Origin of the sequence: Streptomyces sp. NPDC058289, assembly GCF_042880975.1 — a bacterium.
Lineage (GTDB): Bacteria > Actinomycetota > Actinomycetes > Streptomycetales > Streptomycetaceae > Streptomyces > Streptomyces stoeckheimensis.
In genome coordinates this window covers 116,925-127,439 of the sequence record NZ_JBHVYI010000012.1, presented here as the reverse complement: position 1 = coordinate 127,439, position 10,515 = coordinate 116,925, and the positions used below count along the sequence as shown (strand labels likewise).

Sequence of the window (10,515 nt, the reverse complement as noted above, 5' to 3'; positions counted from 1 at the left end):
CAGCCCAGGGGGCGGTCCAGCCCCTCCGGCATTCCGGGCGCAGCCAATTCAGCCGTCCGGCGTGCGAGCACCGGGCGCAGCCAATTCAGCCGTCCGGCGTTTGAGGACCGGGGTCCGGGGCGGGCCCCAGGGGGTCCGGGCGCAGCCCGGTACCCCTCCAGCCCGTCCGGCGCTTGAGGACCGGGTCAGGGCGGAGCCCTGGGAACGGTGGAAGGGCGGGTAGGGGACAGCCCCGCGAAGCGGCACCCCGGCGGGGGCACCCGCAGCCGGGCCGCGGCACCCCCGCGGCCGCACCCCGGCAGGCAGCCCAGACGGGTCAGGCCAACAGTGCGGCCAGCACCCCCGCATGACTCGCCCCCGGATCCTTGACGGCAGTCAACAGCGTGACCGGCTCGGCCGCAGCCACGGCACGCAGCCGAGACAGCTCCGCCCCCGCCTCCTCCGAGCGAAGCTCCACCGCGTACCGCTCCCGGAACTCCGCCACCGACCCACCCGCGTGGAACCACTTCCGCAGCTCCCCCGACGGGGCAACGGCCTTCGCCCACTCGTCGACCCCCGCCGCCTCCTTCGACAACCCGCGCGGCCACAGCCGGTCCACGAGCACCCTGACCCCGTCCAGCTCCGGTTCCGGGGGATCGTAGACCCGCTTCAGCCGGACGACCCGGGTCCCCCGAGCCCCCCGAGCCCCTTCACCTCGTCCCACACCGCCGGATCCACCGTCCCCAGCGGTCGCGCCCTCGCGAACTCCCATACCGACACCTCCACCACCCGGTCCGCCTCCAGGAACCCGCCCCGCGCCCCCACCACCCCCGGCGGCAGCGGGATCACCCCGGCGCTCCGGTCGTCGTACTTCCCGGTGATCCGCGCGATCCGCGCCCGGTGGCCCCGTACGCCCAGCACCAGGACGGCCCGCCCGTCCTCCAGGGACCACAGCTCACCGGCCTCCGGCCGCGGCAGCGGTCCGGGTCCGTGCGGCGGATCCGCGGCCCGCCGCACCCGCCGCGCCCGCCGGGGGAGGAGCACCAGCAGGATCACGACCAGCACCGCGGCGACGGCCGGCCACCAGGACGTGTCCATACTCCGACCGTAGCCCTGCCCGGCGCCCCCGGCACGGCAGCGGCACGCCCACCGCACCGCGCCGCACCGTGGCGGCAGCGCACCCGCACGGCAACGCGGCTCCGCCCCGTCGCTCCCCCGGGTGACAGCTCAGGTGATTCGCCCCACAACGGCCTGCCGCGGAGGAGCGACCGGACGTTTCGCGCCTTACGCTCGACCCACGCACGGCCCGCATTCCGTCCACGGACCGTCCACGGAGGTTCACGCTCCATGAAGCTCACCGTCGTCGGCTGTTCGGGCTCGTTCCCGTCCGCGGAATCGGCCTGTTCGAGCTACCTCGTCGAGGCCGACGGCTTCCGGCTGCTCCTCGACATGGGCAACGGCTCCCTCGGCGAGCTCCAGCGCCACATCGGGCTCTACGATCTCGACGCGATCTTCCTCAGCCACCTGCACGCCGATCACTGCATCGACATGTGCGCGTACTTCGTCGCCCGCTTCTACCGCCACGAGGGCGGCCGCTGCGGCACCATCCCCGTCTACGGCCCCGAGGGCACCGAGAAGCGACTGTCCACCGCCTACGAGGACGTCCCCGACGAGCGCTCCATGAGCGAGGTCTTCGACTTCCGGACCCTGAAGTCCGGCACCTTCGAGATCGGCCCGTTCCAGGTCCGCACCGAGAAGGTCTCCCACCCGGTCGAGTCCTACGGGATCCGCGTCGAGCACGGCGGCCGCTCGCTGACGTACTCCGGTGACACCGGCGTCTGCCCCGAGCTGGGCCTGCTCGCCGAGGACACCGACCTCTTCCTGTGCGAGGCCTCCTTCACGCACGGCAAGGAGGACATCCCGGACCTCCACCTCAACGGGCGCGAGGCCGGAGAGTTCGCCCGCGACGGCCGCGCCGGCCGGCTCGTCCTGACCCACATCCCGCCGTGGACGGACGCCGAACGCAACCTGGCCGACGCCCGCGCGGTCTACGAGGGCCCGGTCGAGCTGGCGTACACGGGCGCGGTGTACGAGGTCTGACCGTCCGGCCGGATGCGGCTGCACACACGAAAGCCCCCGCCCTCCCTTCCGGGAGAGCGGGGGCTTCGTGCGTACCTGCGTGCGGTACGGACCTACGTGCTTACTTGGCCTCGGCCTTGAGCAGCTCGGCGAGCTCCTCGTCGGACTCGCGGCCCGGCGTCGGCAGGTTCCACTTGGTGATGGCGAAGCGGAAGACGAAGTAATAGACGACCGCGAAGCAGAGGCCGATGCCGACCAGGCCCCACGGGTTGTTCGCGATGCCGAGGTTCAGGACGAAGTCGACCGCGCCGGCGGAGAAGCCGAAGCCGTCACGCATGCCCAGGGCCCAGGTCAGCGCCAGGGAGACGCCGGTCAGGACCGCGTGGATCGCGTAGAGGACCGGGGCGATGAACATGAAGGTGAACTCGATGGGCTCGGTCACACCGGTCACGAAGGCGGTGAGCGCGAGGGAGAGCATCATGCCGCCGACGACCTTGCGGCGCTCGGGGCGCGCGCAGTGGACGATCGCGAGGCAGGCCGCCGGGAGGGCGAACATCATGATCGGGAAGAAGCCGGTCATGAACTGTCCGGCGGTCGGGTCACCGGCGAGGAAGCGGCCGATGTCACCGTGGACGGCACCGGTCGGGGTCTCGAAGGAGCCGGCCTGGAACCACGGGAAGGAGTTCAGCAGGTGGTGCATGCCGATCGGGATCAGCGCACGGTTGGCGACACCGAAGATGCCCGCGCCGACGGAGCCGGAACCGACGAGCCACTCACCGAAGTTGTGCAGACCCGTGCCGAGAACCGGCCAGATGAGACCGAAGACGATGCCCATGACCAGACCCGCGAAGGCGGAGAGGATCGGGACCAGGCGGCGGCCGCCGAAGAAGCCCGCCCAGTCCGGCAGCTTGGTCCGGTAGAACTTCTGGTAGAGCAGGGCGGCTATGACACCCATCACGACACCGCCGAGCACACCGGCGTCGACGGTGGCGTCCACCAGGGCGACCTGGTGGTTGACGACCTTCTCGACCTTCGGCAGGTTGCTGTCCGTGAAGGTGCCGAGCACCTTCTGGAAGACCAGGTAACCGGTGACGGCGGCGAGGGCGGTCGAACCGTCCGACTTCTTGGCGAAGCCGATCGCGATGCCGACGGCGAACAGCAGCGCCATGTTGCCGAGGATCGCGCCACCACCGGCGGCCATGTAACCGGCGATCTTGAGGACGAACGTCGGGAAGACGTCCTTGTCGCCGAGCATGTCGTCCGCGCCCAGGCGGAGCAGGAGCGCGCCGGCAGGCAGCACCGCAACGGGGAGCATGAGGCTCCGGCCGATGCGCTGCATGACGGCCATCACGCCAGCGCCCTTCTTCTTTTCCGCAGCTGCGGCTGTGGACATGGTCTTCCTCCAGTGGACAAGGCTCTGCCAGGACGTGGAAAAACGGGGGATTGGCAGCGTCTCGGAACGGGGGACCCCGGGGCCGAAAGGCCCACGTGGTCTACACCACTCAGTGGTGTAGACCAGTTGTAGCACGGTGAGGTCTGCGTAAGGAACCCGTCATTTCCGTGGGGGAGGACACAGTTGGGCATACATGACAAAGGCCTTCGGACCCTGTGGGTCCGAAGGCCTCGTGTGCCGTCGGGTGGTTCGAGCGGGGCTTCCGGCGGCCCCGTGGCGGTCCGTTCGGCGGGCCGCCCCAGGGGCGTTCGCCCGCCCCGGGGGCGGACTTGCGCCCCCGGGTCATGCCTTGGTGTTCTCCGCCTGCATCACTGCGATCTCCTCGTCGGACTCCCGGCCGGGCGTCTTGATGTCCCACTTGCTGATCGCGAAGCGGAAGATGCCGTAGTAGACGACCGCGAAGCAGAGTCCGATCGGAATGATCATCCAGGGCTTCGTCGCCAGGCTCCAGTTGATGAGGTAGTCGATCAGGCCCGCCGAGAAGCTGAAGCCGTCCTTGACCCCGAACGCCCAGGTCACCGCCATCGACACGCCCGTCAGCACCGCGTGCACGGCGTACAGCGCCGGCGCCAGGAAGAGGAACGAGTACTCCAGCGGCTCGGTGATGCCGGTGACGAACGAGGTCAGGCCGACCGACAGCATCAGGCCGCCGACCTCCTTGCGCCGGGCCGGCTTCGCGCAGTGCGTGATCGCCAGCGCCGCCGCCGGGAGGGCGAACATCATGATCGGGAAGAAGCCGGTGGTGAACTGTCCCGCGCTCGGGTCGCCCGCGAGGAACATCGGGATGTCGCCGTGGACCGTCTGTCCGTCCGGCTTGGTGTAGCTGCCGAACTGGAACCACACCGGCACGTTCAGGAACTGGTGCAGACCGATCACCAGCAGGGCGCGGTTCGCGATGCCGAAGATGCCGGCGCCCACCGAACCCAGACCCACCAGCCAGTCCGAGAAGCTCTCCAGCGCGTTGCCGATGGGCGGCCAGATCCACAGGCAGAGCACGGCGAAGGCGATCGCCACGAAGGTCATGATGATCGGGACCAAGCGGCGGCCGTTGAAGAAGCCCAGCCAGTCCACCAGCTTGACCCGGTGGTAGCGCTGCCAGAACCAAGAGGCCAGCAGGCCCATGATGATGCCGCCGAACACCCCCGGGTTCTGGAAGGTGTACTCGGCGAGGGTCTGGTCGGGCCCCAGGCAGCCGCCCCCGATGTCCGTGGTCCCGTCCGGGCAGGCCTTGGGGAAGGCGCGCAGCACGCTCCGGTAGACGAGGAAGCCCACCACCGCCGCGAGCGCGGTCGAGCCGTCCGCCTTCTTGGCCATGCCGATCGCGACGCCGATGCAGAAGAGCAGCGGCAGACCGAGGTCGGCGTTGAGCAGGGCGCCGCCCGCGGAGGCCATCACCTTGGCGACGTTCGTCCAGCCCAGGCCGTCCTTGCCGAACACGTCGTCCTGGCCCAGCCGGTTCAGGATGCCGGCCGCCGGCAGCACGGCGATCGGCAGTTGCAGGCTCCGGCCCATCTTCTGCAGCCCTTGGAACATGCCGTTCCACCACTTCGGCTGTGGCACTGCTGCGGCGCTGCTCGCGCTCATCCGCGTCCTCCCTGACCGGCCCGTTTTTGGCAGTCGCGACACTTGCGGCACACTGGTGTAGACCACTTGTGTTGCGGTCGCATTTCACCCGCCTTGAGGGCAGGTTGGTGCTGATCATCATCATTCGGTAGATACCGGGCATGTGCCCGCGTAGCTGGGCCAATCGTGGGTTACCGTGACGCAGCGGACCACCTTGGTTGGTCGGTCGGGCGGCAGGCGTGCAGACGCCGGGCGCCGGATGTCAGTCGGACTCGTTCTTCGTAGAACTCAGGGAGAAACACATGGCCACCAAGGCTGAGAAGATCGTCGCCGGGCTCGGCGGCATCGAGAACATCGAAGAGGTCGAGGGCTGCATCACCCGCCTGCGCACCGAGGTCATCGACCCGAGCAAGGTCGACGAGGCCGCGCTGAAGGCCGCCGGCGCCCACGGCGTCGTCAAGATGGGCACCGCGATCCAGGTCGTCATCGGCACCGACGCCGACCCGATCGCCGCCGACATCGAAGACATGATGTGAGCTGAGCCCACCGGCTCGCACACGCGCCCCCGCGCGCACCCGTACGTACGACAGGACCCCGACCGGACGCACCCGGACGGGGTCTTCTCGCAGCGACATGGGCCGGGGCCCGCACCGGCTAGGCTCGGTGCCATGTCTCGCATCGACGGTCGTACGCCCGAACAGCTCCGCCCGGTCACCATCGAACGCGGATGGAGCAAGCACGCAGAGGGCTCCGTCCTCGTCTCCTTCGGAGACACCAAGGTCTTCTGCACCGCCTCCTTCAGCGAAGGCGTCCCGCGCTGGCGCAAGGGCAGCGGCGAAGGCTGGGTCACCTCCGAGTACTCGATGCTGCCCCGCGCCACGAACACCCGTGGCGACCGCGAGTCCGTACGCGGCAAGATCGGCGGCCGCACCCACGAGATCTCCCGCCTGATCGGCCGCTCGCTGCGCGCCGTCATCGACTACAAGGCCCTCGGCGAGAACACCATCGTCCTGGACTGCGACGTCCTCCAGGCCGACGGAGGAACCCGCACCGCGGCCATCACCGGCGCCTACGTGGCCCTGGCCGACGCCATCTCCTGGGGCCAGGGCAAGAAGCTCATCAAGGCCGGCCGCAAGCCCCTGACCGGCACCGTCGCCGCCGTCAGCGTCGGCATCGTCGACGGCGTCCCGCTCCTCGACCTCTGCTACGAGGAGGACGTGCGCGCCGAGACCGACATGAACGTGGTCTGCACCGGCGACGGCCGCTTCGTCGAGGTCCAGGGCACGGCCGAGGGCGAGCCCTTCGACCGCAAGGAACTCAACGCCCTCCTCGACCTGGCCGCCGGCGGCTGCGCCGACCTGGAAGCCCTCCAGCTCGGCGCCCTGGAGCTCACGCTCTAGGGCCGGCAACCGCGCGGCCCGTCCGCGCGTCTCTCGGGATACGGGTGCACGGCGTCGAAGCCGTGCACCCGTCCATGTATCTGCGTAACCCGCACGTCTGCATCCACACCATCCTCCTGGGGGCCGAAGTGAAGTCGAAGTACCGCCTGGCAGCCGTTGCCCTGACGGCAGCTCTCGCCATACCCGCGATCACCTCCTGCGACGCGATCTCGACGGCGATGGACTGCGCGAGCACCGCCGTCGCCATCACGGACGGCGCGAACGACCTCCAGCAGGCGGTCTCGCAGGCCGGCAACAGCCCGCAGGACGCCCAGAACGCGCTCAACACGATCGAGGCCAACCTCAAGAAGGTCGGCGACCAGACGGACAACGCCGACCTGAGCAAGGCCATCTCCTCGATGAACACGGCCGTCCAGAACGTCCGCACCTCCATCGAGAGCGGCACCACGACCCCCGACGTCACGCCGGTCGCGGACGCGGCGAAGGAGATCTCGAAGGTCTGCACCCCGGGCTGACCCCGGCCGGGGCCGGCGCGCGGCCCGGGATAATGACGCCATGACCTCGACGCCCACGCCGAACTCCCCCAGCCGCCTGATCCTCGCCACGCGCAACGCGGGCAAGGTCACCGAACTCCGCGCCATCCTGTCCGCTGCCGGCCTGCCGCACGAGCTGGTCGGCGCGGACGCGTACCCGGAGATCCCGGACGTCAAGGAAACCGGCGTCACCTTCGCCGAGAACGCCCTGCTCAAGGCGCACGCGCTCGCCCAGGCCACCGGCCTGCCGGCCGTCGCCGACGACTCGGGCCTCTGCGTGGACGTCCTGAACGGCGCCCCGGGCATCTTCTCGGCCCGCTGGGCCGGCACCCACGGCGACGACAAGGCGAACCTGGACCTGCTCCTGGCCCAGCTCGGCGACATCGACGACGCCCACCGCGGCGCCCACTTCTTCTGCGCCGCCGCCCTCGCCCTCCCGGACGGCACGGAACGCGTGGTCGAAGGCCGCCTCCTGGGCACCCTCCGCCACACCCCGTCGGGCACGGGCGGCTTCGGCTACGACCCGATCCTCCAGCCGGTCGGCGACACCCGCACCTGCGCGGAACTCACCCCGTCGGAAAAGAACGCCATCTCCCACCGAGGCCAGGCCTTCCGCGCCCTGGTCCCGGTGGTTCGGGAACTGCTGGGCTGAGCCCGGCCGCGTCACACGCCGAAGGCCCGGCTCTCAGAGCCGGGCCTTCGATTCCATGACCGTGCGGCCGATGGGATTCGAACCCACATGGACTTTCGTCCAGAGGCACCTAAAGCCTCCGCTTATACCGTTCAGCAACGGCCGCGCGCGCCACAATCCTAGCCGGAACGCGGCGCTTTGCGGGCCGAGATTCGGCGCTCTACCGGTGGCGACGGCCTCCGCGGCACCAGGTGCTGGTGACGGCGTGACAGTTCGGGCATAGCAGCCGGAGGTTTGTCGCGCGGTCGTCGCTCCAGTCACCGTTGATGTGGTCGACCTCCAGAGTCATGGGCTGCCCGAGCCACCTGGGCTCTGTCCCGCACATGTCGCAACACTCCGGGACGCCTATCTCCCGCATCGCGCGCCGCAGGAGTTGGGTGCGGGTGCGGCGCTGCCCATCGTGCTTCACGAGGATATCCTCGGCGGTCTTCACCGGCGTGGGACCCTTCTTGCCGCGTTGATGGGCCTGCCCGAGGAAGTGGGCTGTCGAGAGGTTGTCCTCGTCGATCCATTGTTTGAGCGATTTGTGGTGGCTGCCGGACACAGGCTTGCTGAGGCGCCGCAGGGTCTCGGCCAGAGAGTGTGATGACGCGACCGCGTCACGCAGAGTGGGTCCGTCCGGCTTGACGCATCTGACGTAGCTCCGTCGCTTCAAGTCGCTCACCCGCGCCTCTTGGCGCGCCCGCGGTACGTGTCCGTCGTGGAGTGGCAGTTGGGGCAGACCAGCCGCAGGTTGTCCTGCTGGTTGTTGTGCCAGTCGCCGTCGATGTGGTCCACCTCCAGCGACAGCGGGTAACCCTGCCAGGTCGGCTCGATGCCGCACATCGCGCACAGCTCGGGAACCCCGAGCGAGGCCAGCGCGGACTTGAGGTGCTCGCTCTGCATTCGGCGGGCGTCGCTGCCGTCCTGCCTGACCAGGATTGATTCTGGTGTGCGCCGGGCCTTGGGGCGCCCCGCCGTAGAAGGCAGTGTGAAGTGAGAGGTGTCTATGTCGAACGCCTTCACTCGCCGGCTGATGTGGGTGTGGTGGCCGCCGACGACTTCGAGGCCGAGGCGCCTCAGTACCTCGCACATGTTCGTGGATGCGGCGACGGCCTCTGCCAGGATCTCCTTCGTCCACTTGAGGGCCTCCTCCCGCTCGAAGTGTGAGACGTCCACGCCCAGTTTCCGCATGCGGTCATGCAGGTACCGCCTCGTCGGACTCTTCGGGTCCACCCCCAACCTCTCTAGTGCCTCGGACAGCGTCCGGGACCCTTCCGCCGCCTCCGTGAGGCGTTCCCTCGTGTACGGGCTGATCGGCATCGGCCCCTCCAATTCCCGGCTGCATGTGCGGCCCTCGCATGGAGTAACGACCGATAGTCGGACGGTTACGGCAGATTTCGTCCGATAAGCGGAACGGCCCGCACCGTTTGTGGGGTGCGGGCCGTTCCGGAAGGAGGGGCGGGATCAGATGCCCAGGTCCTTGATGATCTTGGCTACGTGGCCCGTGGCCTTGACGTTGTAGAGGGCGCGTTCGACCTTGCCCTCCTCGTCGACGATCACCGTGGAGCGGATGACCCCGGTGACGGTCTTGCCGTACAGCTTCTTCTCGCCGTACGCGCCGTACGCCGTCAGGGTCTCCTTCTCCGGGTCGCTGACCAGGGTGACCTTCAGGTGCTCCTGCTCGCGGAACTTCGCCAGCTTCTCCGGCTTGTCCGGGGAGACGCCGATGACGTCGTAGCCGGCCGTGGCCAGGACGGCCAGGTTGTCCGTGAAGTCGCAGGCCTGCTTGGTGCAGCCCGGCGTCAGGGCCGTCGGGTAGAAGTACACGATGACCTTGCGGCCCTTGTGGTCGGCGAGCGAGATCTCGTTGCCGTCCGCGTCGGGCAGGGTGAAGGCGGGGGCGATGTCGCCCGGCTCAAGTCGCTCGCTCATTCTCAACAGTCTCCTCAAGAGGGGATCGGTACGGTGTCGAGACTAAGCTGCTGACAGACTGTTCATGGTGGGCTACGCCCGCCAAGGGACCGACCACGACGACGGAGGCAGCGCGGTGCCGGAAGCCAGGACCCCCGCACAGATCGAGGCGGACATCGTCCGCCGCCGCGAGCAGCTCGCCGAGGCGCTCGACGAGATCGGGGTGCGAATGCACCCCAAGACGATCGTCGGGGACGCCAAGGCGAAGGTGGTCAGCAACGTCGACCACGTCGTCGGCCGCGCCGTGGCGACGGTGAACCGCCTCGTCACCGATGCCCGTGACGGGCTGCGTCACGACGACGGTGCCCCGCGCGTCGAGCGGATCGTGCCGGTCGCGCTGCTCGCGGCCGGTGTCGTGGGCCTGCTGGTGGTGTCGGCGCGGCGCAAGCGCTGATGACCCTGCGGGGTGCGGGACGGGTGTGGGCGGGTAGGTTCGGGGCGTGAGCGAGAACACCACCACCCACGACAAGCTGCCCATCCGCATGCTGCACGACCGCGTGCTCGTGAAATCCGATTCGCCGGAGGGTGAGCGCCGCTCGGGCGGCGGCATCCTGATTCCGGCGACGGCCGCGGTGGGCAAGCGGCTGGCCTGGGCCGAGGTGGTCGCGGTCGGGCAGAACGTACGGACGGTCGAGCCGGGGGACCGGGTGCTGTACGACCCCGAGGAGCGGGCCGAGGTGGAGGTGCGCGGGGCGACGTACCTGCTGATGCGGGAGCGGGACCTGCACGCCGTGGCCGCCGAGCGGCTGGGGTCGGAAGACTCCACGGGGCTCTATCTCTAGCCCTCGAGATCTGGGAAAAGGGCCGGTGACCCTCGTCACCGGCCCTTTTCGTTCGGTTTTGCTACGGTGGTGGGGAACCCCC

Annotated in this window: 14 protein-coding genes and 1 tRNA gene; 7 read left to right on the top strand and 8 right to left on the bottom strand. The window is 69.3% G+C overall.

Features of this window, described 5'->3' with window-relative positions; all coding sequences use genetic code 11:
• Positions 1–316 precede the first annotated feature (316 nt).
• Entirely contained in the window at positions 317–604 is a 288-nt protein-coding gene (locus ACFVX6_RS09025; protein ID WP_389689441.1) for a DUF488 domain-containing protein, read from the bottom strand.
• Positions 605–648: 44 nt separating this feature from the next.
• Positions 649–1,077 carry a hypothetical protein gene (locus tag ACFVX6_RS09020; RefSeq protein ID WP_389689439.1) on the bottom strand — a complete coding sequence of 143 codons (429 nt, stop codon included), beginning with the start codon at positions 1,075–1,077 and terminating at the stop codon, positions 649–651.
• 249 nt (positions 1,078–1,326) lie between these two features.
• On the opposite strand from ACFVX6_RS09020, the gene ACFVX6_RS09015 reads away from it, so the two are divergent.
• Entirely contained in the window at positions 1,327–2,079 is a 753-nt protein-coding gene (locus tag ACFVX6_RS09015; RefSeq protein ID WP_389689437.1) for an MBL fold metallo-hydrolase, read from the top strand.
• Positions 2,080–2,179: 100 nt separating this feature from the next.
• Here the strand turns inward: ACFVX6_RS09015 and ACFVX6_RS09010 are convergent, their stop codons facing one another.
• Both ACFVX6_RS09010 and ACFVX6_RS09005 read right to left on the bottom strand, forming a co-directional pair.
• Positions 2,180–3,451 carry a PTS transporter subunit EIIC gene (locus tag ACFVX6_RS09010; protein WP_389689435.1) on the bottom strand — a complete coding sequence of 424 codons (1,272 nt, stop codon included), beginning with the start codon at positions 3,449–3,451 and terminating at the stop codon, positions 2,180–2,182.
• Between the two features lie 342 nt (positions 3,452–3,793).
• The gene (locus ACFVX6_RS09005) at positions 3,794–5,095 is read right to left on the bottom strand and encodes a PTS transporter subunit EIIC (RefSeq protein ID WP_389689433.1); all 1,302 of its coding nucleotides are present in this window, start codon (positions 5,093–5,095) and stop codon (positions 3,794–3,796) included.
• Positions 5,096–5,313: 218 nt separating this feature from the next.
• Here ACFVX6_RS09005 and ACFVX6_RS09000 point away from each other — a divergent pair, with 218 nt between their 5' ends.
• From ACFVX6_RS09000 to rdgB, 4 genes are all read left to right on the top strand, one after another.
• A complete protein-coding gene (locus ACFVX6_RS09000; RefSeq protein WP_327306522.1) occupies positions 5,314–5,610 on the top strand; it encodes a PTS glucose/sucrose transporter subunit IIB in 297 nt (98 codons plus the stop codon).
• Positions 5,611–5,742: 132 nt separating this feature from the next.
• Positions 5,743–6,474 (top strand): ribonuclease PH, encoded by a 732-nt coding sequence (gene rph, locus ACFVX6_RS08995; RefSeq protein WP_250741140.1) that lies wholly within the window; start codon positions 5,743–5,745, stop codon positions 6,472–6,474.
• Between the two features lie 74 nt (positions 6,475–6,548).
• Positions 6,549–6,989, top strand: coding sequence for a hypothetical protein (locus ACFVX6_RS08990; protein ID WP_389689431.1), 441 nt, complete (start codon positions 6,549–6,551; stop codon positions 6,987–6,989).
• A gap of 40 nt (positions 6,990–7,029) precedes the next feature.
• Complete coding sequence (gene rdgB, locus ACFVX6_RS08985) at positions 7,030–7,659, top strand: RdgB/HAM1 family non-canonical purine NTP pyrophosphatase (protein WP_389689429.1); 630 nt, start codon at positions 7,030–7,032, stop codon at positions 7,657–7,659.
• 62 nt (positions 7,660–7,721) lie between these two features.
• Here the strand turns inward: rdgB and ACFVX6_RS08980 are convergent.
• The 4 genes from ACFVX6_RS08980 to bcp form a co-directional block, all read right to left on the bottom strand.
• A tRNA-Leu gene (locus ACFVX6_RS08980) sits at positions 7,722–7,804 on the bottom strand.
• 54 nt (positions 7,805–7,858) lie between these two features.
• Positions 7,859–8,362, bottom strand: coding sequence for an HNH endonuclease (locus ACFVX6_RS08975; RefSeq protein ID WP_389689427.1), 504 nt, complete (start codon positions 8,360–8,362; stop codon positions 7,859–7,861).
• Positions 8,359–9,000, bottom strand: coding sequence for an HNH endonuclease signature motif containing protein (locus tag ACFVX6_RS08970; protein ID WP_389689425.1), 642 nt, complete (start codon positions 8,998–9,000; stop codon positions 8,359–8,361). Before ACFVX6_RS08970 ends, ACFVX6_RS08975 begins: the two co-directional genes overlap by 4 nt.
• Positions 9,001–9,144: 144 nt before the next feature.
• Complete coding sequence (gene bcp, locus ACFVX6_RS08965; protein WP_243337246.1) at positions 9,145–9,612, bottom strand: thioredoxin-dependent thiol peroxidase; 468 nt, start codon at positions 9,610–9,612, stop codon at positions 9,145–9,147.
• 64 nt (positions 9,613–9,676) lie between these two features.
• Between bcp and ACFVX6_RS08960 the strand changes: the two genes are divergently transcribed.
• Both ACFVX6_RS08960 and ACFVX6_RS08955 read left to right on the top strand, forming a co-directional pair.
• Positions 9,677–10,045, top strand: a complete 369-nt coding sequence (locus tag ACFVX6_RS08960; protein ID WP_389689423.1) for a DUF3618 domain-containing protein — start codon at positions 9,677–9,679, stop codon at positions 10,043–10,045.
• A 46-nt stretch (positions 10,046–10,091) separates the two neighbouring features.
• Positions 10,092–10,433: a co-chaperone GroES gene (locus tag ACFVX6_RS08955; RefSeq protein WP_250741151.1), complete on the top strand. Its 342-nt coding sequence runs from the start codon at positions 10,092–10,094 to the stop codon at positions 10,431–10,433.
• Positions 10,434–10,515 lie beyond the last annotated feature (82 nt).